Source organism: Halomonas sp. E19, assembly GCF_052439355.1.
In the GTDB taxonomy this organism is placed as follows: Bacteria; Pseudomonadota; Gammaproteobacteria; order Pseudomonadales; family Halomonadaceae; genus Halomonas.
In genome coordinates, this window is sequence record NZ_JBNFWU010000001.1 from 350,916 (window position 1) to 371,569 (window position 20,654).

General features: G+C 67.3%; 22 protein-coding genes and 6 pseudogenes. 16 read left to right on the forward strand and 12 right to left on the reverse strand.

Annotated features, from left to right (window positions below; genetic code table 11):
- The first annotated feature begins 9 nt into the window (after positions 1-9).
- Together ACUDAL_RS01920 and ACUDAL_RS01925 are read left to right on the forward strand one after the other, a co-directional pair.
- Positions 10-488, forward strand: a pseudogene (locus tag ACUDAL_RS01920) (TRAP transporter small permease).
- A pseudogene (locus ACUDAL_RS01925) lies at positions 478-1,781 on the forward strand (TRAP transporter large permease). Before ACUDAL_RS01920 ends, ACUDAL_RS01925 begins: the two co-directional pseudogenes overlap by 11 nt.
- Here the strand turns inward: ACUDAL_RS01925 and ACUDAL_RS01930 are convergent.
- Positions 1,778-2,335 (reverse strand): macro domain-containing protein, encoded by a 558-nt coding sequence (locus ACUDAL_RS01930; RefSeq protein ID WP_444676941.1) that lies wholly within the window; start codon positions 2,333-2,335, stop codon positions 1,778-1,780. The pseudogene ACUDAL_RS01925 and the gene ACUDAL_RS01930 overlap by 4 nt on opposite strands.
- Positions 2,336-2,539: 204 nt before the next feature.
- Between ACUDAL_RS01930 and ACUDAL_RS01935 the strand changes: the two genes are divergently transcribed.
- The 4 genes from ACUDAL_RS01935 to ACUDAL_RS01950 all read left to right on the forward strand — a co-directional run bounded on the left by ACUDAL_RS01935 (position 2,540) and on the right by ACUDAL_RS01950 (position 7,284).
- Positions 2,540-2,773 carry a DUF2798 domain-containing protein gene (locus ACUDAL_RS01935; RefSeq protein ID WP_444676942.1) on the forward strand — a complete coding sequence of 78 codons (234 nt, stop codon included), beginning with the start codon at positions 2,540-2,542 and terminating at the stop codon, positions 2,771-2,773.
- Between the two features lie 357 nt (positions 2,774-3,130).
- The gene (locus ACUDAL_RS01940; protein WP_444676943.1) at positions 3,131-4,111 is read left to right on the forward strand and encodes a TAXI family TRAP transporter solute-binding subunit; all 981 of its coding nucleotides are present in this window, start codon (positions 3,131-3,133) and stop codon (positions 4,109-4,111) included.
- Positions 4,112-4,245: 134 nt separating this feature from the next.
- Positions 4,246-6,843, forward strand: a complete 2,598-nt coding sequence (locus tag ACUDAL_RS01945; RefSeq protein WP_444676944.1) for a TRAP transporter permease — start codon at positions 4,246-4,248, stop codon at positions 6,841-6,843.
- Positions 6,844-6,855: 12 nt separating this feature from the next.
- Positions 6,856-7,284, forward strand: a complete 429-nt coding sequence (locus ACUDAL_RS01950; protein WP_444676945.1) for a universal stress protein — start codon at positions 6,856-6,858, stop codon at positions 7,282-7,284.
- Between the two features lie 85 nt (positions 7,285-7,369).
- On the opposite strand, the gene soxZ is transcribed toward ACUDAL_RS01950, so the two are convergent.
- From soxZ to ACUDAL_RS01985, 7 genes and pseudogenes are all read right to left on the reverse strand, one after another.
- Positions 7,370-8,170, reverse strand: coding sequence for a thiosulfate oxidation carrier complex protein SoxZ (soxZ, locus tag ACUDAL_RS01955; RefSeq protein WP_444676946.1), 801 nt, complete (start codon positions 8,168-8,170; stop codon positions 7,370-7,372).
- A gap of 19 nt (positions 8,171-8,189) precedes the next feature.
- Complete coding sequence (locus ACUDAL_RS01960; RefSeq protein ID WP_444676947.1) at positions 8,190-8,663, reverse strand: YeeE/YedE thiosulfate transporter family protein; 474 nt, start codon at positions 8,661-8,663, stop codon at positions 8,190-8,192.
- Positions 8,664-8,832: 169 nt separating this feature from the next.
- Positions 8,833-8,925: pseudogene (locus ACUDAL_RS01965) on the reverse strand (hypothetical protein); the annotation flags it as partial.
- A 368-nt stretch (positions 8,926-9,293) separates the two neighbouring features.
- On the reverse strand, positions 9,294-9,506 hold the full coding sequence (locus tag ACUDAL_RS01970; RefSeq protein WP_444679282.1) for an FCSD flavin-binding domain-containing protein: 213 nt from the start codon (positions 9,504-9,506) through the stop codon (positions 9,294-9,296).
- Positions 9,452-9,601, reverse strand: a pseudogene (locus tag ACUDAL_RS01975) (FCSD flavin-binding domain-containing protein); the annotation flags it as partial. The pseudogene ACUDAL_RS01975 and the gene ACUDAL_RS01970, both read right to left, overlap by 55 nt.
- 71 nt (positions 9,602-9,672) lie before the next feature.
- A complete protein-coding gene (locus tag ACUDAL_RS01980) occupies positions 9,673-10,608 on the reverse strand; it encodes an NAD(P)/FAD-dependent oxidoreductase (protein ID WP_444676948.1) in 936 nt (311 codons plus the stop codon).
- 11 nt (positions 10,609-10,619) lie between these two features.
- Positions 10,620-10,997, reverse strand: a complete 378-nt coding sequence (locus ACUDAL_RS01985; RefSeq protein WP_444676949.1) for a c-type cytochrome — start codon at positions 10,995-10,997, stop codon at positions 10,620-10,622.
- A gap of 301 nt (positions 10,998-11,298) precedes the next feature.
- Here ACUDAL_RS01985 and ACUDAL_RS01990 point away from each other — a divergent pair.
- The 5 genes and pseudogenes from ACUDAL_RS01990 to ACUDAL_RS02010 all read left to right on the forward strand — a co-directional run bounded on the left by ACUDAL_RS01990 (position 11,299) and on the right by ACUDAL_RS02010 (position 14,966).
- Positions 11,299-12,113: pseudogene (locus ACUDAL_RS01990) on the forward strand (DUF2189 domain-containing protein).
- A gap of 155 nt (positions 12,114-12,268) precedes the next feature.
- Positions 12,269-12,736, forward strand: a complete 468-nt coding sequence (locus tag ACUDAL_RS01995; RefSeq protein ID WP_444676950.1) for a molybdopterin-dependent oxidoreductase — start codon at positions 12,269-12,271, stop codon at positions 12,734-12,736.
- Positions 12,737-12,829: 93 nt separating this feature from the next.
- Complete coding sequence (locus tag ACUDAL_RS02000) at positions 12,830-14,251, forward strand: sensor histidine kinase (RefSeq protein WP_444676951.1); 1,422 nt, start codon at positions 12,830-12,832, stop codon at positions 14,249-14,251.
- Positions 14,236-14,460 (forward strand): annotated as a pseudogene (locus ACUDAL_RS02005) (response regulator); the annotation flags it as partial. The gene ACUDAL_RS02000 and the pseudogene ACUDAL_RS02005, both read left to right, overlap by 16 nt.
- Before the next feature lie 251 nt (positions 14,461-14,711).
- The gene (locus ACUDAL_RS02010; protein WP_444679283.1) at positions 14,712-14,966 is read left to right on the forward strand and encodes an Hpt domain-containing protein; all 255 of its coding nucleotides are present in this window, start codon (positions 14,712-14,714) and stop codon (positions 14,964-14,966) included.
- Positions 14,967-15,227: 261 nt separating this feature from the next.
- Here ACUDAL_RS02010 and ACUDAL_RS02015 read toward each other — a convergent pair whose 3' ends face one another.
- From ACUDAL_RS02015 to ACUDAL_RS02030, 4 genes are all read right to left on the reverse strand, one after another.
- Positions 15,228-16,118: a PQQ-dependent sugar dehydrogenase gene (locus ACUDAL_RS02015; RefSeq protein WP_444676952.1), complete on the reverse strand. Its 891-nt coding sequence runs from the start codon at positions 16,116-16,118 to the stop codon at positions 15,228-15,230.
- Complete coding sequence (locus ACUDAL_RS02020) at positions 16,046-16,264, reverse strand: hypothetical protein (RefSeq protein WP_444676953.1); 219 nt, start codon at positions 16,262-16,264, stop codon at positions 16,046-16,048. The genes ACUDAL_RS02015 and ACUDAL_RS02020 overlap by 73 nt, the downstream gene beginning before the upstream one ends.
- Positions 16,258-16,482 carry a hypothetical protein gene (locus tag ACUDAL_RS02025; protein ID WP_444676954.1) on the reverse strand — a complete coding sequence of 75 codons (225 nt, stop codon included), beginning with the start codon at positions 16,480-16,482 and terminating at the stop codon, positions 16,258-16,260. The genes ACUDAL_RS02020 and ACUDAL_RS02025 overlap by 7 nt, the downstream gene beginning before the upstream one ends.
- 103 nt (positions 16,483-16,585) lie before the next feature.
- Positions 16,586-17,068, reverse strand: a complete 483-nt coding sequence (locus tag ACUDAL_RS02030; RefSeq protein WP_444676955.1) for a tetratricopeptide repeat protein — start codon at positions 17,066-17,068, stop codon at positions 16,586-16,588.
- A 197-nt stretch (positions 17,069-17,265) separates the two neighbouring features.
- Between ACUDAL_RS02030 and pqqA the strand changes: the two genes are divergently transcribed.
- The 5 genes from pqqA to nosP all read left to right on the forward strand — a co-directional run bounded on the left by pqqA (position 17,266) and on the right by nosP (position 20,534).
- Complete coding sequence (pqqA, locus tag ACUDAL_RS02035; protein ID WP_444679284.1) at positions 17,266-17,337, forward strand: pyrroloquinoline quinone precursor peptide PqqA; 72 nt, start codon at positions 17,266-17,268, stop codon at positions 17,335-17,337.
- Between the two features lie 191 nt (positions 17,338-17,528).
- Positions 17,529-18,056, forward strand: a complete 528-nt coding sequence (locus ACUDAL_RS02040) for an iron-containing alcohol dehydrogenase (RefSeq protein WP_444676956.1) — start codon at positions 17,529-17,531, stop codon at positions 18,054-18,056.
- Complete coding sequence (locus tag ACUDAL_RS02045) at positions 17,951-18,715, forward strand: sensor histidine kinase (RefSeq protein ID WP_444676957.1); 765 nt, start codon at positions 17,951-17,953, stop codon at positions 18,713-18,715. Before ACUDAL_RS02040 ends, ACUDAL_RS02045 begins: the two co-directional genes overlap by 106 nt.
- A gap of 31 nt (positions 18,716-18,746) precedes the next feature.
- Entirely contained in the window at positions 18,747-19,187 is a 441-nt protein-coding gene (locus ACUDAL_RS02050; RefSeq protein WP_444676958.1) for a response regulator, read from the forward strand.
- 300 nt (positions 19,188-19,487) lie between these two features.
- On the forward strand, positions 19,488-20,534 hold the full coding sequence (nosP, locus tag ACUDAL_RS02055) for a nitric oxide-sensing protein NosP (RefSeq protein ID WP_444676959.1): 1,047 nt from the start codon (positions 19,488-19,490) through the stop codon (positions 20,532-20,534).
- Positions 20,535-20,654: the final 120 nt, after the last annotated feature.

Genomic DNA, 20,654 nt, shown 5'->3' on the forward strand with positions numbered 1-20,654 from the left:
GAGGCGTCCATGAAGTTCTCTCCCGATGCCAGGCTGGAGCGCTGGCTGGGTTCGCTGGCGCTGGCGATCATTTCACTGATCAGCCTGGGCAACGTCATCACCCGCTACGTGACCGGCGGTTCGCTGGCCTTCACCGAGGAGTTCTCGGTATTCCTGCTGGTGGTGCTCACCTTTGCTGGCGCCGCGGTGGCGCTGCGGCGCAACGGCCATATTCGCGTCGGCCTGCTCGAGCGCGCCCTTCCGCCCGGGCCGCGCCGCTGCTGATTCTCTTCCAGAGCCTGTGCGGCGCCATCGTGCTGGGGCTGATCGCCTGGTACGGCGCCAAGCTGACCTGGGAGGAGTATCAGTGGGAGTCGCTGTCACCGGGGCTGGGGCTGCCGCAGTGGTGGTACCTGCTGTGGCTGCCGCTGCTGTCCGCCGCCATGCTGGTGCGGCTGGCGCAGCAGACCCTCGACCGCCTGCGCGGGAGGCTCGACGATGAGCCCTGACCTGTGGATGATCCTGGCCTTCGCCGGCCTGCTGATCGCCGGGGTGCCGGTGGCGTTCTCGCTGGCGCTGGCCGGGGCGGTGGGCATCGTGGCGGGGCTCTCGCCGGACATGCTGGCCACGCTTGGCACCAATACCTACAACAGCATCGCCAAGTACCCGCTGATCGCTATCCCGCTGTTCATCATGACCGGGCTGATCTTCGAGCGTGCCGGGGTGGCGCTGCGTCTGGTGCGCTTCGCCCAGGCGCTGATCGGCCCGCGTCATGGCGGCCTGGCGCTGGTGGCGGTGCTGGTGTGCATGATCATGGGCGGTATGAGCGGCTCCGGGCCGGCAGACGCTGCGGCAGTGGCCATGGTGATGCTGCCGAGCATGACCAAGGCCGGCTATCCCAAACCCTTCTCGGCCACGCTGATCGCCGCGTCGGCCTCGACGGCGATCCTGATTCCGCCCTCGGTGGCGCTGATTCTCTACTCCATCGTGGTGCCCGGGGTCGACCTGCGCGCGCTGTTCGCGGCCGGGCTGTTTCCCGGCATCCTCGCCGGTCTGGCGCTGCTGGTGCCGGCGCTGCTGGTGTCGAAGCGCTATGGTTGGGAGGGCGGCACGCCGGTGGAGGGCGCTGAGCGGCTCAAGGTGGGCGAAACCTTCAAGCAGGCGCTGCCGGCGCTGTTCGCCCCGGTGCTGATCCTCGGCGGGCTGCGCTCGGGGCTGTTCACCCCCACCGAGGCGGCGGTGGTAGCGGTGGCCTACGGCGCCCTGGTGGGGCTGTTCCTGACCCGTGAGCTGAGCCTGCGCGACCTGTGGAGCCTGCTCGGCGAGGCGGCGGTGATCTCCGGCGTGGTGATGCTGATCATCGCCCTGGCCGGCATCTTCGCCTGGGCCGGCACCATGCTCGGCACCTTCCGCCACCTGGCGGAGTGGATCATCGGGCTCTCCGACAACGGCGTGATGCTGCTGATCCTGATCATGCTGGCGGTGCTGCTGGCCGGCATGCTGCTCGACGCCATCTCGATCTACCTGATCATGATGCCGATCCTGATTCCGGTGATGCAGCACTTCGGCTGGAACCCGGTGTGGTTCGGCATCCTGCTGGCAATGAACATCGCCATCGGCCAGTTCACCCCGCCGGTGGCGGTCAACCTGATGGTGACCACCAACATCGCCAGGATTCGCCTGGAACAGACCGTGGGCTGGGCGCTGCTGTTCGTGCTGGCCATGGCCAGCGCCCTGGCGCTGGTGGCGATCTTCCCGGGATCGCGCTGTGGCTGCCGCGCACTCTCGGTTACAACGTCTAGTCCAGGTCGGCCAGGGTGCGCTCGAAGCAGGCGGCGCTGTCGGCATCGAACAGCACGAAGCGCACCCGTTCGATGCCGGGGCAGCGGGGCAGGGTGGCCTTCACCGTGCTGAGTGCGACCCGGGCGGCCGCCTCCAGTGGATAGCCGAAGGCGCCCGCCGACAGGGCGGGAAAGGCAATGCTGGTAAGCCCGTGCCGCTCGGCCAGCTCCAGCGCGTGGCGATAGCAGTCGGCCAGCAGTATCTCTTCCGGCGTGTCGCGGCCGTAGACCGGCCCCAGGCAGTGAATGACATGGCGGTTGGGCAGGCCGAAGGCTTCGGTGATGACGGCCTGGCCGGGCGCGATCGGCGCCAGCGGGCGGCAGGCACGGTCGAGCTCCGGCCCGGCGGCGCGGTGCAGGGCGCCGGCCACGCCGCCACCGGGGCGCAGCTGGGCATTGGCGGCATTGACCACGGCGTCGATATCCGGCTGTCGGGCAATATCCCCTGGCGGCACTCGATCTGGGCGGGCGTGCTCTGGGCAGGCATGGCAAGGCTCCTGGCTATTGGCGGTCACGGTCGCTGTTGGCGCTCGCGCGGCTATTGGCGGTCGTGGGAACTGCGGCGCCAGGCTGAATTCGCGCCGCGCTGGCGTTGATTCCCTTCATTCTGGTCGTCCATCGCGGCGGGTGACAAGGAGCGCTGCGCGCAAGGGTCGCACCCGCTCCCATCGCCTCCATGCGCTATAGGTTATAAATTTATTCGTTTCTGTTTGCTGGAGATGACCCATGCTGTCCCCCGCTATGCCCCGCTGGCCTTTTCCCTGCTGATGTCGATTTATATGGTCACGCTGATGACCTTCGTGATCACCTGGGTCAATACCGGCCTCGACGAAGGCTTCATGGCACGCTGGTGGAGGGCCTTCTACATTGCCTGGCCGATTGCCTTTGTGCTGATCCTGGCGGGCGCCCCGCGCCTGCAGCGCCTGGTCGGTCGTCTAGTGAAGAAGGGGTAGCGGGGCGAGCTGCCTGGAAAAGCCGGAAAGACTCAGCGCAGTGCGCCGGCAAAGCCCTGATGGCGCCTTGCCCAAAAACCTGTGGAGTGGCCTGCAGGCCGAGGTTTTTTGTGCAACGCGGTATTTGTGGGCGGGAAGACTGGCGTAAACCACTTTTTTCGGCGCTACAAAGAAAAATTAACGCCCCCTTAACGTTACAAAACGGCTAGAATTCACGATGTTGAGAAAGTCACCTTCAAGGTGACGTTTTTTCGCTAAAGTAGAGAGAGGCGGTTAAACCGCCGGCGGCCGGCCGTGAGTCGTCCGGTATTCTGCTTTTGCAACATCAGCTTGCCAATAACGTCAAGAGGTGTGTTCATGAAACGCCATGCATTCTCCGCAGCCGCTTTTTCCGGGGCTCTTCTGGGTGCTGCGATGTTCTCTGCGCCTGCCGTGGCCCAGGATCGCTTCATCACCATCGGTACCGGCGGCCAGACCGGCGTCTACTACGTGGTAGGCCAGTCCGTCTGTCGCATGGTGAATCGCGGCAGTGACGAGCACAACATTCGCTGCAACGCGCCGTCCACCGGGGGCTCCGTGGCTAACGTCAACGGCATGCGCAGCGGCGAGCTGGACATGGGCGTGGTGCAGTCCGACGTCCAGTACCGTGCCTACAACGGCGAAGCCAACTTCGAATCCGACGGCGCCTGGGAAGACATGCGTGCGGTGTTCACCATGCACGGCGAGCCGCTGACCGTGGTCGCCCGCGCCGACTCCGGCATCCAGCACTTCACCGACTTCCCCGGCAAGCGGGTCAACATCGGCAACCCGGGCTCCGGCCAGCGCAATACCATGAACGTGGTGATGGACGCCATGGGCTGGGATACCAGCACCTTCTCGCTGGCCTCGCAGCTGGACGCCGCCGAGCAGGCCGCGGCGCTGTCCGATAACAATATCGACGCCATGGTCTATGTGGTCGGGCATCCCAACGGCTCCATTCAGGAAGCCACCACCACCATCGACGCCCGCATCATTCCGGTGACCGGCGACGAAATCGACGCCCTGGTCGAGGAGTATCCCTATTACACCCGTTCGGTGATCCCCGGCGGCCTCTACCGCGGCAACGATGAGGACGTCGAGACCTTCGGCGTGGCGGCCACCTTCGTGACCTCCACCGCAGTCGACGAAGAAGTCGTCTACGAGACCGTCAAGGCGGTGTTCGAGAACTTCGACCGCTTCAAGCGCCTGCATCCGGCCTTCGAGAACCTCAACGAAGAGGACATGATCTCCGACGGCCTGACCGCTCCGCTGCATGATGGCGCCGCTCGCTACTACCGCGAGCGCGGCTGGCTCGAGTAAGGTCGGTTAACGCGAGGGGCTTCCCCTCCACTGATGATGCGCGGACGCCCACAAGGGGTCCGCGCATCTGTTTACGGTTCATCAACCGCTGCAAACAGGGTGCTTCATGTCAACCAACCTTGGGCAGGTCTCTCATGACGGATAACAAGACGACGCCTCGTTCGAGTGATGTCGACCTGGAGGATATGGTCGCCTCGAGCGATACCGGGGCACGCAAGCCGCTTGGCGCACCGGGCAAGCTGCTGGTCGGCGTGGCTGCCGTCTGGTCGCTGTTCCAGCTCTGGATTGCGTCGCCGCTGCCCTTCATCTTCCGCGTCGGGGTGTTCAATGCCACCGAGGCGCGCTCCATCCACCTGGCCTTCGCGATGTTCCTGGCCTTTATGGCCTATCCCGCGCTCAAGCGCTCGCCGCGCGATCGCATCCCCATCCAGGACTGGGTGCTGGCGCTGGTCGGGGCCTTCTGTGCCGCCTACATCTTCCTTTTCTACGCCGAGCTCTCGAATCGCCCGGGGTCGCCGATCCTGCAGGACGTGATCGTGGGCATCGTGGGCATACTGGTGCTGCTGGAAGCGACGCGCCGTGCGCTCGGCCCGCCGCTGATGATCGTTGCCGCCGTCTTCATCGCCTACTCGCTGTTTGGCCCTTACATGCCGGGCATCCTGGCACACCGCGGGGTGAGCCTGAACGGGCTGGTCAACCACCAGTGGCTGACCACCCAGGGCGTGTTCGGCATCGCGCTGGGCGTGTCCACCAGCTTCGTGTTCCTCTTCGTGCTGTTCGGCGCGCTGCTCGACAAGGCCGGCGCCGGCAACTATTTCATCAAGGTCGCCTTCTCGCTGCTCGGCCACTACAAGGGCGGGCCGGCCAAGGCGGCCGTGGTGGCTTCCGGCATGACCGGGCTGATCTCCGGCTCCTCCATCGCCAATACCGTGACCACCGGTACCTTTACCATCCCGATGATGAAGCGGGTCGGCTTCTCCTCCGAGAAGGCGGGGGCGGTGGAAGTGTCGTCGTCGGTGAACGGGCAGATCATGCCGCCGGTGATGGGTGCCGCGGCCTTCCTGATGGTCGAATATGTCGGCATTCCCTACGTGGAGGTGATCAAGCACGCCTTCCTCCCCGCGGTGATCTCCTATATCGCGCTGATTTACATCGTCCACCTCGAGGCGCTGAAGGCCAACATGACCGGGCTGCCGTCGAGCAATCCGGCGCGGCCCCTGCTCAACAAGGTGATCGGCTTCCTTACCGGCCTGATCCTGCTGATGGCGCTATCGTTTGCCGTCTATTACGGCCTGGGCTGGCTCAAGCCCGTACTGGGCGATGCCACGCCCTGGGTCGTCGGTGTGGGCCTGGCCGTGGTCTACGTGGGCTTGCTCAAGCTCGGTTCCTACTATCCCGAACTCGAGCTCGACGACCCCACCTCCAAGGTGGTGGTGCTGCCTCAGACCCGGCCCACGGTGATGGTGGGGCTGCACTACATCCTGCCGGTCGTGGTGCTGGTGTGGTGCCTGATGGTCGAGCGCCTGTCGCCGGGGCTGTCGGCGTTCTGGGCCACCATGTTCATGATCTTCATCATGGTAACGCAGCGTCCGATCATGGCCTTCTTCCGCGGCCGCAGCCGCATTGTGGCCGACATCAAGGAGGGCCTCCTCGACCTGTGGGACGGCCTGGTAGCCGGCGCTCGCAACATGATCGGCATCGGCATCGCCACCGCCACCGCGGGCGTGGTGGTGGGTGCCGTCTCGCAGACCGGTGTCGGCCTGGTGCTGGCCGACGTGGTCGAGATACTGGCCATGGGCAACCTGATGCTGATCCTGCTGCTCACCGCGGTACTCAGCCTGATCCTCGGCATGGGTCTGCCCACCACGGCGAACTACATCGTGGTATCGGCGCTGATGGCGCCGGTGATCGTGCTGCTGGGCCAGCAGAACGGCCTGATCGTGCCGCTGATCGCGGTGCACCTGTTCGTGTTCTATTTCGGCATCATGGCTGACGTGACGCCGCCGGTGGGGCTGGCCTCGTTCGCCGCGGCGGCGGTCTCCGGCGGCGACCCGCTGCGCACCGGCTTCCAGGCCTTCTACTACAGCCTGCGCACCGCGGCGCTGCCGTTCCTGTTCATCTTCAATACCGACCTGCTGTTGATCGACGTCGGCTGGCTGCAGGGCATCGTGATATTCATCATCGCGACCATCGCCATGCTGATCTTCGCCGCGGGAACCCAGGGCTACCTGCTGGTGCGCAGCCGCTGGTATGAGTCCCTGCTGCTGCTGCTGGTGGCCTTCACCCTGTTCCGCCCCGGCTACTGGATGGATCGCATCCACGACCCGTACGAGTCGATTCCGCCGGCCCAGTTCGCCGAAGCGCTCGGCGAGGTGGACGACGGTAGCCAGCTGCGTGTCCAGATTGCCGGCGAAGATGCCTTCGGCGACCCCATGACCACCTATGTGCTGGTGCCGGTGCCGCGTGGCGACAGCGCCGAGGAGCGCATGGAGCGGCTGGGTATGGAGCTGTGGATCGACGGCGACCAGGCCACGGTCGACTTCGTCCAGTTCGGCAGCCTGGCGGCGGACCTCGGCTTCGACTTCGACCAGGAGATCATCGAGGTGCTAGCGCCGGTGGATCGCTGGGCCAAGGAGTGGATGTGGATTCCTGGCTTCCTGTTGTTTGGCCTGGTGCTGCTGCTGCAGCAACGCCGCCGCGGGCGCGAGCCTGCCGCGGCAGGTGCCACCTGAGGAGGATGAGGCATGTACCACAAGATACTGCTATCGGTAGATCTCAACGAGCAGAGCTCCTGGTCCAAGGCACTGCCCACGGCCGTCACCCTGTGTCGCACCTTCGGGGCGTCGCTGCACCTAGTGACGGTGCTGCCGGACTACCACATGCCGCTGGTCGGCTCCTACTTTCCGCGGGATTTCTCGAAGAAGGCGCACGAGGCGGTGTCGCAGGCGCAGCACCGCTTCATCGAGGAGCACGTACCGGAAGACATCAAGGTGCAGTCGGTGATCGCCGATGGCTCGCCCTGGGAGGCGATCATCAAGGTAGCCAAGAAGCTCGAGGTTGACCTGATCGTGATGGCCTCGCACAACAAGCGCAAGTTCGCCGACTACGTGCTCGGCCCCAACGCCGAGCACGTGGTGCACCATGCCAAGGTGTCGGTGATGATCGTGCGCTGAGCCTTCCCAGCCATGCAATCGCCCCGCCCCGGCTTGCCGGGGCGGGGCGACATCGTTTCAGGGGCGTTGCGAACTTGGCGCAGTCTCAGGATGCGCCGAGGTCGGTGCTGTGGCGCGCGCTGTTGCCGCTGTCGTCATGCCATTCGAACAGCGCCTCGGCGTCGCTTTCGGGGGTCAGGTAGAAGCGCAGGTAGGGGTTGGCCGAAACGGCCTGGTGCAGCTCGGCCTCGAAGGCGATGTCGCCATCCAGCGAGACGGTGAAGCGTTCGATGATATGCCGCGGCAGCGTCTCGCCGTTCTCCGCCTCGCGCAACCCCGTTTCCATGGGGTGGCTGATCAGGGTGCGCACCTCGGCCGGCTGCCCGCTGCCGACGCTGACGCGCGGATTGGCCAGTGGCTCGAGGGCATCGTCGCCGCTGCGCAGCAGGCAGCCGCTGACCGTGACGCGCACCTCGCGGGCCGTGGCGAAGCGCTCGCCCGCCTGGCTGGTGGCGATCGCAATAACCTGCTGGGTCTCGTTGAGGCGTACCCGGGTCGAGACCTCCGGCTTGCCGCTCAGCGGGGTCAGCAGGAAGGTGGCAATCTCCGGGTAGGGGTTGGCGGTGGCGAACAGGTCGATACGCTCGATGCGGTCGCCTTCGGCCAGCTGGCCGTCGAAGCTGACCGTGAGTGGCACCGCGGAGCCATCCTCGGAGACGTGGGGCAGCTCGAGCACCAGCCCCTTGGTGTGGGGCTCCTCGCCTGCCAGCAGCTGCTGGGCGGCATCGAGCTGCTGCCAGGGGCCGGCCAGCGCCGGCCCGATCAGACCGAAGCCGAGTGCGGCGATTGCCAGCTTGAGCGGCAGGCGGCGGGCCGCGAAAGTGGGGGTGGGGCGGGATGGGCGCATGACTCCTCCAGAAAGTCGGTCAGCCCTTGGACAGCGCCAAGGGGCCGGTGATTCCCAGGCGGGCACCCAGGGCAATGCCCGCCAGTGCGGCAAAGGTGGCCAGCGACAACGTCGAGAAGCCCGACAGCCCCTGGCCGATGGAGCAGCCCAGCGACATGACACCGCCGACGCCCATCAGCGCCCCGCCAGCCATGCCGCGCAGCATGTGCGTAGGGCCGTCGAAGGCGCACAGCACGAAGTCGCGGCGCGCCAGTGCCATCAGCAGCGCGCCGAGCACCACGCTGGCCACCACGCTGACCCCGAAGCCGAGGCGCGAGCCGGTGGAGAGCATCAGGTACTGCAGCGCCTCGCCGATGGGAGCGACGAAGGTGAGGCTGGCCAGGCGCACCGGCTCGAAGTCGTCGAAGCCGAGCACGCCGGTGGCGTACCAGCTCGCCGGTATCAGGCTGCCGATGATGACGCCGCCCAGCCAGTCGCGCGGTGAGCCGCGCAAGGGCGCGCTGGCAAAGGCCCAGGCCAGCAGCGCGCCCCCAGCAACAGCGCCGGCAACAGCGGGGGCAGGCCCAGCAGGTGCGGCAGGTCCGGGCCGGCAGGGCGAGGGTGAAGCCTTCCAGCCACAGGCGCAGCGACGCCAGCACCCCAGAAAGCGTCATGTAGGCGGCAAGCCCCAGGCAGACCAGCACCACGAAGCTGCGCAGGTTGCCGCTGCCGAGCAGGACCAGGGCGCGGGCGCCGCAGCCGTTGGCCAGGGCCATGCCGTAGCCGAACAGCACCCCGCCCAGGGAACGGCGAGCCAGGCCAGGTTCGGCGTGGGGTAGAGCGAGGCATTCAGATTGACCAGGCCGGCGCTCGCCAGCGCCTGGCTGCCGAGCAGGGCCACGGCCATGGCAATGGCAAATGCCCTGAGGCGGCGTCCATCGCCGTGGCGCCAGCGGTGGACGAACCCCGCAGCAGGCAGAAGCCCGTGGTCTGGCCGGTGGCGCCGAAAACCAGGCCGATGAGCAAGCCCGACCAGGCAACCAGCTCGGTATGGCTCATGGTGTCGTGATTCCTCGTGCCGTCAAAGTCGTTGGGCCGCCCCAGTGGGCGGCCCAAGAGTATACCGGGTGAACGAGGCCGGGTGTCAGAGCTGCGTTCCCCAGGTGTCCTGGCAGATGGCGTTGTACCAGCCCACGGCATATTCGGCTTCCAGCGCGCGGGTGGCACTGGGGGCATCCGCCGGGCTGACGCCGCCGGCCCCTCCACCTCGGCGATGACGCCCTCCTGCACGCGGTAGACACCGGCCACCGAGATGCCGTAGTCCGGGCCCACCAGGCTGTAGCAGGTGTTGGTCCAGTAGGCTTGCGGCGCGGAGCGTGACTCCAACGAGGCGGCAATGGCGGCCGCCACCACCTTGGCCTGCGCATTGGCGCAGAAGCCGGACTTGGGCATCGGCGCCGCCACGGTAGCATCGCCCACCACGTAGATGTGCTCGACCTGCTGGGACTCGAAGGTCTCCGCCTTCACCGGTACCCAGCCGGAGGCGTCGACGACCCCGCCCGCTCGGCGATCCAGCCCGCCTTCTGCGGCGGAATCACGTTGAGCACGTCGGCGCGGTGCACGGTGCCGAACTCGGTCTCGACTTCCAGGGTGTCGGCATCCACCCGGGTGACGCGGCCGTCGTCGGACAGACCGACCCACTCGATGCGATCGCCGTAAAGCCGCTCCCAGCCCTCCATGAACAACCCTTGCTTGGAGAAGTTGTCCTTGGCGTCGAGGATCAGCACCTTGGACTTCGGCTTGTACTCCGAGAAATAGTGCGCGATCAGGCTGGCCCGCTCGTAGGGCCCGGGCGGGCAGCGGAAGGGGTTGGCCGGAGCCACCATGACGAAGGTGCCGCCATCTTCCATCTCTTCGAGCTGTCGACGCAGCAGCTCCGTCTGAGCGCCGGCCTTCCAGGCGTGAGGCGCCTTTTCAGCGGCTGCCTCGTCGTAGCCCTCCAGGGCGTTCCAGCGGATGTCGATGCCGGGCGAAAGCACCAGGCGGTCGTACTCCAGCACGCGTCCGGTAGACAGCGTTACCTTGCGCGCCGCCGAATCGATGTCCTCGGCGGTGGCGTGGATCACGCGTACGCCGTAGCGGTCGGTGAGCTCATCGTAGCCGTGGGCGATGCTGCGCATGTCGCGCAGGCCGCCCAGGAAGAGGTTGCTGAATGGGCAGGTGTAGAAGGTTTCGGCGGGCTCGACCAGGATCACCTCAATGGCCGGGTTGGCGCGCTTCAGGTACTTGGCCGCCGTGGCGCCACCGAACCCGCCCCCGACCACGATGACCTGGCCGGCGCTCTGGCCGCCGATGGCGAACAGGGCAGCACCGGCGGCCAGCGGCAGCAGCGAAGCGGCGCCCAGGCCCTTGATCAGCTGGCGGCGCGACAGGCCGCTGCGAATAACGTCGTGGCTCATGTGGCGCTTCCTCACTCTTGTGTCGGCTGATCTTCGGCGTCGGTCGCGTCATCGTCCCGCAGGTCGATGGCGGCAAAATGGCGTGCCAAGGCACCAAGCTCTTCGTCGGTGAAGCCCTTGGCGATGCGGTCCATGATGGTGGTGTCGGTGGCCTGGCCGTGCTTGAACGCCAGCAGGCGAGACTCCAGCGCTGCGGCTGGGCGCCCGGCGATGGCCGGCACGATGCCGGCAAGGCGACCATCGGTGCCATGGCAGTTGGCGCAGCTGCCCGCCATCACCTCGAGCTGGGCTTGCGAAAAGGTGGCCTCTGCCATTGCCGCCTGGGGCAGGCCGGCCGACAGCAGCAAGCCGACCAGCGGCAGGGCTGCCATGCCTGATAACCGGATCATTGTGGGCTCCGTGGTTCGTGACTCGTACAGCCTTCATGGTACTGCGCGGGAGCGCGGGGTCAGAAGGAACGCTTTTGCATTCTTATATTCCGGTTGTTTTATAAAGTAAGCTTTTTATGCCCAAAGGTAAGTCTGGGCGCTCTCCCCACTCGGGCCGTCGTGGGTGCCTGCGTTGATCTTCTGCCGCGGCAAGCTTGCGCCAGGTCAACTACATTGACGAGGCAGGACAACAACAAGACGCTCCGCGGCCAGCGGGCCGATCAGGACGCCTCACCCTCTCTCGGCGACACGGGGTAAGACAATGAACGCAACGACAAGATCCAATCCGCATTCAGCCGCGCCTTCCGTCAAGATCATCATCAACCCGGTCGGCATGGACAGGCCCAAGGCCTGGCTGGCGGCCGGCATCGAGGACTTCCGCCGCGCCACCGCGGTCAGCCTGGCCTACGGCATGTTCTGGGTCGGCATCAGCATTGCCGTGACCGTGGGTGCACTGATGCTCGACCTGTGGCACTGGCTGCTGCCGCTGATTGCCGGCTTCATGTTCATCGGCCCGCTGGTCGCCGTGGGCTCCTACGGCATCAGTCGTGCCCTGGAAGCCAACCGCGCTCCGCACCTCGGCGACGCCTTCAGCGCCTGGAAGCCGCACGCCGGCCAGCTGGCGATGATGGGCGTGATGATGATGATCTTTTCCTGGCCTGGATTCGCCTCGCCACGCTGCTCTTCGCCCTGTTCTACGGCTTCGAGGCGCCCAGCGCCGCGGCGCTCTATGCCTCGCTGCTGACCACCCCGCAGGGGCTGGGACTGATCGCCGTCGGCACGGCGGTCGGGGCGGTACTCGCCTTCGGCGCCTTCAGCATCAGCGTGGTTGCCATTCCCACCCTGATGGACCAGGACCTGACCTTCATGGAAGGCATCGAGGCCAGCGTACGTGCCGTGGCGCGCAACTTCCGGCCCATGCTGCTGTGGGCGGCCATCCTCACCGGCTGCGTGCTGGTCGGGGTGCTTACCTTCTACATCGGCCTGGCCCTCATCCTGCCCGTGCTGGGGCATGCCAGCTGGCACGCCTACGAGGACCTGGTGCGCTGCGAACCGCTGGACAAGCTCGCTACCTGAGGCCCGCCCATGCCGCAGGGAGCCCCCTGCGGCGACCGAATCCGCCTGACCTTTCTCGGCATTTCGCGTACGCTGTCGGCATTTACCAGCCAAAGCGGACAGCCATGACGATTCGACCTGCCTGCGTGTGCCGCCCGCTTCTTTTCGGTGGCTTGATGCTGTCCCTTCTGCCGGCGCTTGCCGCGACGCTGCCGCCACCCTCGGGCGAGGTGATCCTGCGCGTCACCGGGGCAGTGGCGTACCCCAACGTGGGGGCGGAGCTGCACCTCGACCGGGCGCTGATGATGATGCTCGCTCCCACGGAAGTAGTCACTCACACGCCCTGGACCGAAGGCGCCGGGCACTTCGAAGGCCCGCTGTTTCGCGCCGTGCTCGAGGCCGCCGGCGTTCAGGCCGACGAAGTCCGCGTCTCCTCGCTCGACGGCTTCGGAGCCACCGTGCCGGTCGCCGAGCTGCACGACTATTCGGTCATTCTCGCCGTGCTGCGTGACGGCGAGCCGCTCACGGTGCGCGATCTCGGTCCGGTGTTCGTGCTCTACCCCTTCGACGACCACCCGGAGCTGTTGACACAGGCCGTGCGCTTCCGCTCGGTGTGGCATGCCAGTGAAATCCATGTGCCTTGAAGGCCGCTGAGTTCGGAGCCCGCTAATGCTGCGTTCCCCTTCCGGCTGAAGCTGGGAGCTGCCGCCACGCTGCTTTTCTTCGCCGCCGCCCTGGTGGTGGTGGGGCTGGCGGCCTGGCGCCAGGAAGGCTTGACTCAAGGCGTGGTGGCCGATGCGACCTGGCATGCCTACAAGCTCGATCGGGACATTGTGCAGCTACGCAGCGACCTGGCGCTGGGCAGCGGAAGCGGCCAGTCGCTGGAAGCGCTGCGGCTGCGCTTCGACCTGATCGCCAGCCGCCTCAGCCTGTTCCAGCGCGGCGATGTCGCCAGGGTGCTCGAGCAGATCCCGAACGCCGCGCGCCTGATGCCGGAACTGTTCGAAAAAATGGATGACCTGGACCGGCTGCTTGACGAGCTGACCGGGCTCGACCAAGGCGTACGCTGGGTGGTGAACGACCGGCTGCAGCGCATCGGCAGCTACAGCGAGCAGCTGGTGGTGGCGATCAACGGCCATATCGCCGAGGCGGCTACGCACGAGCGCCAGGCGCTGCAGAGCCTCTACGCTCTGCTGCTGGCACTGATCATGGCCATGTCACTGGCCGGCCTGCTGGTCGCGATCTTCCTCTTTCGCGAAGTGAGGGAGAACGCGGCGGCGCGCAGTTCGCTCGAGACCCTAAGCCGCGAGCTGCAGGCCACGGCCCATCGTGCCGAGGCGGCCAGCCAGTCGAAGTCGGAGTTCCTCGCCACGGTCAGCCATGAGATCCGCACCCCGCTCAACGGGGTCATCGGCATGAGCGACCTGCTGCTCGACCAGCCGCTCGACTCGCGCTCGCGCGACTATGCCCGCACGCTTCATCTCAGCGCCGAACGCTTGCTGGAACTCATCAACGACATTCTCGACTTCTCCAAGATCGAGTCGGGGCGGCTCGAGCTTGAGCGCCGCCCGGTGCCGCTGGCTTCCATGGTGGAGGATGCCTGCCGCCTGTTCGCCCCTCGCGCCGAGGCCAAGGGGCTGGCGCTGACTTACCACCTCTCACCGCAGCTGCCGCCGCTGTTGATGGGTGACCCCTCGCGCCTGCGCCAGGTGCTGCTCAATCTGCTGGCGAATGCCATCAAGTTCACCGAGCTGGGCGAAGTGCGCGTCGAGGCCGCCTTGACCGATGAGGGCCGGCTGAAGCTGAGCGTCTACGATACCGGCCCCGGTATTCCCGAGGCGCTGCACGACCGCCTGTTCGAGCCCTTCCTGCAGGCCGACGCCTCCATTTCGCGCCACTATGGCGGCACCGGGCTGGGGCTGGCGATCTGCCGCCGCCTAACCTACGCCATGGGCGGCAGCATCGGGGTCGACAGTCGACCGGGCGTGGGCAGCCGTTTCTGGTTCGAGCTGCCGCTGGAGGCGGCGGAAGGGAGCCCGAGCCCGAATTGGAACAGGGCAAGTCGAGCCTCTTGCCGCAGGTCGCCGGTGTGCAGGTCCTGTTGGTCGAGGACAATGCCGTCAACCAGCAGGTCGCTGTGGCCATGCTGGAGCGGCTAGGCTGCCGCGTGCAGGTGGCCGACAGCGGGCCGCAGGCGCTGGAGCGCGTCGAGCAGGCGAGCTTCGACCTGATCTTCATGGATGTGCAGATGCCTGGCATGGACGGCCTGCAGGCCACGCGCCTACTGCGCTCGCTGGGTGGCTGGCAGGCGCGGGTACCGATCGTGGCGATGACCGCGGCCGGCCCCGGCGCGGATCGTGAACGCTGCCTCAAGGCGGGCATGAACGACTACCTGACCAAGCCGCTCGACCGCGTGGCGCTGGTCCGCTGTCTGCAGCGTGTGGCCCTGGCGGTCGACCCGCTTTCCGCCAGCCAGGCCGGCGCCGACGAGCCCCGTTCGAGCGCTGCCGGCCTGCTCGATGCGAGGGTGCTGGCCGAACTGCTGGAAACCCTCGGGCCTGGCCCCTGGCGAGGCTGGTCGCATTGCACCGTGAACAGCTGGCGGACTATCGCCAGACGATGGCCCAGGCCCTGGCGCAGCACGACCTGGACGTCCTGGCGGCGGTCGCCCACCGTGCCAAGGGCGAGTCGGCTAGCCTTGGCGGTGTGGCGCTGGCCAGCGAGGCAAGCCACCTTGAGACGCTGGCCCGCGAAGGGCAACGGGACGCGGTCCATGGCCAGTTTGAGGCTCTCGAGGCGTGTATGGCACCGACCCTGCAGGCGCTCGATCGCTGGTTGGCCGACCATACTCAGGCCTCGGCGCGTCAGGGTTGAGTCGGCACAAAGGCCGATAGAATTAGTTCCTTGTGATTTGATCATCGTCAAGGACAGGGCCGGTCGGGGGTGCGGCGCCTTGTCGCGGCGGTTTCGTTTCCGCTAGGTACTGAGCGGCGGATGCCAGATGCCAGCGGGGCCGATCGCCAAGCGATCGGCCCCGCGACGTTTTTGGCCTGCTACCCGCGCCCGGCGTCTAGTCATGCCGTACGCCTGGTTCGTGCAAGCCTGGTGCTTAGAACCCTGGCCAAGTGCCTGGCATCACGGCTCGGACTCGGACACAGGCTCGAGGCGATACAGGCCGCCGTCGCTCTCGTCGGTCAGCATGTAGAGCAGTCCATCGGGGCCCTGACGCACATCGCGGATACGGCCCACCTCGTTCTCCAGCAGGATCTCCTCGTGGGCGATGGTCTCGCCGTCCAGCACCAGCCGGTGCAGCCGCTCGGCGTAGAGCGCCCCGACGAAGAGGTTGCCTTGCCAGCCGGGGAACTCCTCGCCGGTGTAGAACGCCAGGCCCGAGGGCGCCAGGGTCTCGTCCCACACATGGACCGGCGGCTTGACGCCGGGCGCCTCGCGGCCGATGCCGATGAATTCGTCGGTATCGTACTCGGTACCGAAGGAGACCTGCGGCCAGCCGTGATTGCTGCCGGCCTCGGCGACGTAGAGCTGCTCGCCGCCTTGGTTGGGGCCGTGGTCGATGGCCCACAGTGCTCCGGTCTCGGGGTGCAGGGCCAGCCCCTGGTTGTTGCGATGGCCGTAGGAGAAGATCTCGGGACGCAGGTTGCCCGGCTCGACGCCGATAAAGGGGTTGCCCTCGAAGGCGCCGCCGTCCTCGTTGAGTCGGATGATCGAGCCGCCGGGGTCGGTCAGGTCCTGGGAGGGATAGCGGATGCCGCGATCGCCGATCGAAAACATCACGCTGCCGTCGCCGGGGAAGACGATGCGCGAGCCGTAGTGACGTCCGGGCGCGGTGCGCGGCACCTGGGCATAGATCGTCTCGAGGTCGGTCAGCTCGCTGCCGTCGTCGCTCAGGCGGGCGCGGGCCAGTGCGGTGCCGGTGCCGTATTCATCATCGCCCATCACCGAGTCGTCATCGCCGGGGCTGGAGTAGGTGAAGTAGATCCAGCCGTTGTTGTCGTAGTCCGGGTGCACGGCGACATCCAGCAGACCTCCTGGTTGCCACCCTCGGGCGCGGTTTGCTGATCCTCCTCGGCGTCGATCCGCGGGAGGTTGCCGACCTCGGTGATCTCGTCGTCATCGACTAAGTAGAGATTTCCCGGGCGCTCGGTAATCAGCATGCGGCCATCGGGCAGCCAGGCCACCGCCCAGGGTGCTCCAACCCGCTGACCACCTGGACCAGGCGCAGGCTGCCCTCTTCGCTTTCGATGGCGTCCTGGACCTCCTGCTGGACGACCTCAGGGGCGGCGTGGGCCATGCCGAACGCCCCCAGCCCGAGGGCGGCGGCAAGTGGGGTGAGGAGAAAACGGCGCTGCGTTGAGATTCCTTGTCGTTGCATATCGCGTGGCTCCTTGCAGGCGAGTCGGGGAGGGCGCGGTAAAGCGCCAACCCTTCCAGCGTAGGAAACCCTTCCGGGGGTGACAAGGCGTGTGCGAATGCACTCAGTCGCCGGCCTCGGCCAGTGCCCGGTAGTGCCGGCTCAGCGTGGGATCGGCGGGCAGACCCGGTGCGCCGGTGGCGTAGAGCGCCGCCAGGCGGTGCGCGGCGCGGCGGCTGCCGGCGTTGCTGGCCTGTTGGTAGTACCCCAGCGCTTGCACCAGGTCGGCGGGCTGGCCGCGGCCATCCTCCAGCATCACGCCGAGCTGGAAGGCGGCGTCGGCATCGCCTTCCGCGGCCAGGCGCTGCCAGATTTCGAAGGCCTGCGCATAGCGGCCCATCTTGAACTGGCCATAGGCCAGGTAGCCGTCGACCATGCGGGCCTGGGGCGAGCGCAGCGAGGTCGGTGTTGCCTGGGTCGGTGTTGCCTGGGTCGGTGTTGCCTGGGTCGGTGCTGTCTGGAACGGCGCTGTCGTCAGCGGCGCCGTCTCGGCCTGGGCCGACGGCACCAGCAGTACGGCCGCCAGCAGCAGAAAGTGGCGTGGCATGGGGAAGTCTCGCTGTGGGCAAACCCTTCGAGGCTAGCCGGGGCGCAGGGCGGCCGCCAGCGCCGGGGTGCCGTTTGGTCCCATGGAAGGGGCTGCCTCCTTCCAAAGTATCGCCCTGCTGGCGTCGGGAGGTGCTTTACTGATCTGGCCGGCCTGCCCGGGGCCGGTCTGCCGTTCCCCAGCCTAAGGAGACTGCCATGTGGAGCAAGCCCCGCTATCGTGACCTGCGCCTCGGCTTCGAGGTCACACTTTATATCGCCAACCGCTGATCGAGCCGATCGAACGGGGCCCGGCTGGCCCCGTTCGGGTGCGTGGTCTCCATACCCGACCAAGGGCGTAGGGCACCCGGCCGGGTCGCCCCATACCATGGGAGGCACGTCATCCCGAGACGACACGATAACAAGAGGCCTCTGCCCTCGGCCTGCCTTCAGGCGGGCGGCGTCCAGCGGGAGTACCCTGAATGGCATCCAGCATCACCCGGCTGCGCAAGTTCGTGGCCCCCGAGATCATCTTCGGCGAGGGCGCACGCCGCGCCGTCGCCAACTATGTCAGTACCTTCGGCGCCGAGCAGGTGCTGCTGGTGTCGGACCCCGGCGTGGTCCTGGCCGGCTGGGTAGCCGAAGTGGAGGCGGACCTGGCGGCCCAGGGTATCGCCTGCCGGCGCTTCACCTCGGTGTCGCCCAACCCGCGCAGCGAGGAGGTGATGGCCGGCGCCGAGGCGTACCGCGAGATGGGCGCCCAGGCCATCGTGGCCACTGGCGGCGGCAGCCCCATGGACTGCGCCAAGGGCATCGGCATCGTGGTCGCCCCGACCAGGGCGAGGAGATTCTGGTCGAAGGCTTCGTTGCCGATATCACCGAGCGCGAGCGGGCGCGCCAGGAATTGCTGGCGCTCAACGCACGGCTTGAGGCGCGGGTACGCGAGCGTACCCAGCGCCTGGAACAGCTCAATACCGACCTGGCCGGCGAGGTGGCCGAGCGGCGGCTGATGGAGCAGCAGCTGCGCGCCGCCCGCGACCTGGCCCAGGAGGCCAACCGCAGCAAGGATCGCTACCTGGCGGCGGCCAGCCATGACCTGCTGCAGCCGCTCGATGCCGCGCGGCTGCTGGTGTCGACGCTGCGCGAGCGGCCGCTCGACGCCGATTCGCTGCGCCTGGTCAACAGCATCCATCTGTCGCTGGAGGGCGCCGAGGAGCTGCTGACCGACCTGCTCGACATCGCCCGGCTCGACCAGGAGCGCATCCAGCCGCAGTACGAGTGCTTCCCGATCTCGCGCATGCTGTGCGGGCTGGTGGCAGAGTATGCCCCGCGGGCCCAGCGCAAGGCGCTGCGCTTTCGCTGCGTCGAGAGCTCGGTGTGCCTCAACAGCGACTTCCGTCTGCTCGGGCGGGTGCTGCGCAACTTGCTCTCCAACGCCTGCCGCTACACCGAGTCGGGCGGCGTGCTGCTGGGGGTGCGTCGCATCGGTGACATGGCCTCCATCGAGGTGCACGACACGGGGGCCGGCATTCCCGCCAACCAGCTGCAGGCGATCTTCCTCGAATATCACCAGCTCAACGCCGAGCGCGCCCGCAATCGCCAGGGGTGGGGCTGGGCCTGGCGATCGTCGAGCGGATCTGCCAGCGGCTGGGGCTGGCGGTCAGCGTGACGTCGACCCCGGGCGCGGCTCCTGCTTCGCCGTGCAGGTGCCGGTGTGCGAGCCGCAGGCCGAGTTCGATCGACACGCCGAGGCGGTGCTGCCGAGCGGACCGCTGCAGGGACGGCGCCTGCTGGTGGTGGACAATGACAGCAGTATCCTGGTGGGCATGCAGGCGCTGCTGGAGCAGTGGGGGATGCAGTGCGACGTGGCCCATGATCTGGAAGAGGTGCTGATGCTGGACCTGCCCCCGCCCGATGCGCTGCTGGTCGACCTGCACCTGGATGCGGGCGAGACCGGCGACCAGCTGGTCGCCAAGCTGCGCCGCCACTGGCAGCTGCCTCGCCTGCCGGCGGTGGTGATCACCGCGGATCGCTCCGATGCCTGGCGTCGGCGCCTGGCCGACGGCAACATTCCGCTGCTGCACAAGCCGCTCCGGCCAGGGCGGCTGCGCGCCGTGCTGAGCCAGCTGCTGCGCCAGTGACGCCGCAGCCGCAAGGCGCCAGCTCAGCCGGCCCGGCGCGCGATCTACGACCTTCGTTCTGGTTCGGCGTACGGCCATCAACACTCAAGTGCTATGTTGCTGCTTTGCATCAAGGCCTAGACTGACAGCAGTTACCCGACCTGCGCGCGAGGCTGCCATGTCAGTGCCATTAGCGGTATCAAGGATGGAAGAGACCCTTTCGCTGGATGCCCCGCTGCGAGTCGCCCAGTCATCCCAGCGCGATCCGGAGCAGGCCGCCCAGCAGCTGGCCAGCCGGCTGCTGAGCCCTATCTGGAAGGCGTGCTGTTTTTCTGCTCGGCGGAGTACGACCTGCCCGCCCTGGCCGCGGCCCTGGAGGCGCACCTGGGCGGGGTCAAGCTGTGCGGCTGCACCACCGCCGGCGAGCTGGGGGTCGACGGCTACGCGCGCGGCTCGGTCCTGGCGTTGGGATTCGACCGCCGCGCCTTCTCCTTCGACTACCGGCTGATCCGCGAGCTCGATACCTTCTCGCTGCTCGATGCCCAGCGCATCACCGACCAGCTGATGGAGCACTGCACGCACTCGGGGGTGGCGCCGATCAAGGGCCATACCTTCGCCATGACCCTGCTCGACGGCCTCTCGGCCTGCGAGGAGCAGGTGCTGCTTACGCTGACCTCGGTGCTGGCCGGCATACCCCACTTCGGCGGCAGCGCCGGCGACGACAATCGCCTGACCGGCACCTACGTCTACGGCGAGGGCGCCTTCCACGACCGCGCCGCGGTGGTGCTGATGGTGAACACTGCGCTCGACTTCGAGGTCTTCTCGACCCACCACCTGCGCCCCAGCGGCGAGAAGCTGGTGGTGACCGCGGCCGACTGCGAGCGCCGCCGGGTGCTGGAGCTGAACGCCGAGCCGGCGGCGCTGGAGTACGCCCGGCTGGTCGGCTGCGCGCCCGAGGCGCTGGGCCCCGAGGTGTTTGCCCGCCACCCGCTGGCGGTGAAGCTGCACGACAAGACCTACGTGCGTGCCATCCAGAGCGTCAACCCCGACCTCAGCCTGAGCTTCTACTGCGCGGTGGAGACCGGCATCGTGCTGACCGCCATGCAGGAGTCCGACCTGCTCGAGGACCTCGGCGGCGAGATCGCCGCCATTGCCGACCGGCTGGGGCCCGCCGAATGCGTCCTCGGCTGCGACTGCTTTCTGCGCCGGCTGGAGTTGGAGCAGGCCGGCCTTGCGACCCGCGCGCGCGACTTCTACCGCGAGCAGCGGGTGATCGGCTTCAACACTTACGGTGAGCACTGCAGCGGCCTGCACCTCAACCAGACGTTCAGCGGGGTCTACATCGGGCAGTATCGCCGTGACCACTGAGCGTGAGCGCGAGCTGGAACGCCAGGTCGCCAAGCTCAAGCGCATCAATGCCGCGCTGATCGAGCGGGTGGAGGCGAGCAACCTGCCGCGCACCGCGCCCTATGCCGCCTTCGAGCATGC

Excerpts from the sequence above, each read along its gene's own strand:
- ACUDAL_RS01945 (WP_444676944.1), top strand. The coding sequence starts at position 4,246 with ATGACGGATAACAAGACGACGCCTCGTTCGAGTGATGTCGACCTGGAG.
- ACUDAL_RS02030 (WP_444676955.1), bottom strand. The coding sequence starts at position 17,068 with ATGCCACGCCACTTTCTGCTGCTGGCGGCCGTACTGCTGGTGCCGTCG.
- ACUDAL_RS02020 (WP_444676953.1), bottom strand. The coding sequence starts at position 16,264 with ATGCTGATTACCGAGCGCCCGGGAAATCTCTACTTAGTCGATGACGAC.
- ACUDAL_RS01985 (WP_444676949.1), bottom strand. The coding sequence starts at position 10,997 with ATGATCCGGTTATCAGGCATGGCAGCCCTGCCGCTGGTCGGCTTGCTG.
- ACUDAL_RS01935 (WP_444676942.1), top strand. The coding sequence starts at position 2,540 with ATGACCCATGCTGTCCCCCGCTATGCCCCGCTGGCCTTTTCCCTGCTG.
- ACUDAL_RS02040 (WP_444676956.1), top strand. The coding sequence starts at position 17,529 with ATGGCATCCAGCATCACCCGGCTGCGCAAGTTCGTGGCCCCCGAGATC.
- ACUDAL_RS01940 (WP_444676943.1), top strand. The coding sequence starts at position 3,131 with ATGAAACGCCATGCATTCTCCGCAGCCGCTTTTTCCGGGGCTCTTCTG.
- ACUDAL_RS02025 (WP_444676954.1), bottom strand. The coding sequence starts at position 16,482 with ATGCAACGACAAGGAATCTCAACGCAGCGCCGTTTTCTCCTCACCCCA.
- ACUDAL_RS01995 (WP_444676950.1), top strand. The coding sequence starts at position 12,269 with ATGCTGTCCCTTCTGCCGGCGCTTGCCGCGACGCTGCCGCCACCCTCG.
- ACUDAL_RS01950 (WP_444676945.1), top strand. The coding sequence starts at position 6,856 with ATGTACCACAAGATACTGCTATCGGTAGATCTCAACGAGCAGAGCTCC.
- ACUDAL_RS01980 (WP_444676948.1), bottom strand. The coding sequence starts at position 10,608 with ATGAGCCACGACGTTATTCGCAGCGGCCTGTCGCGCCGCCAGCTGATC.
- soxZ (WP_444676946.1), bottom strand. The coding sequence starts at position 8,170 with ATGCGCCCATCCCGCCCCACCCCCACTTTCGCGGCCCGCCGCCTGCCG.
- ACUDAL_RS02010 (WP_444679283.1), top strand. The coding sequence starts at position 14,712 with ATGGCCCAGGCCCTGGCGCAGCACGACCTGGACGTCCTGGCGGCGGTC.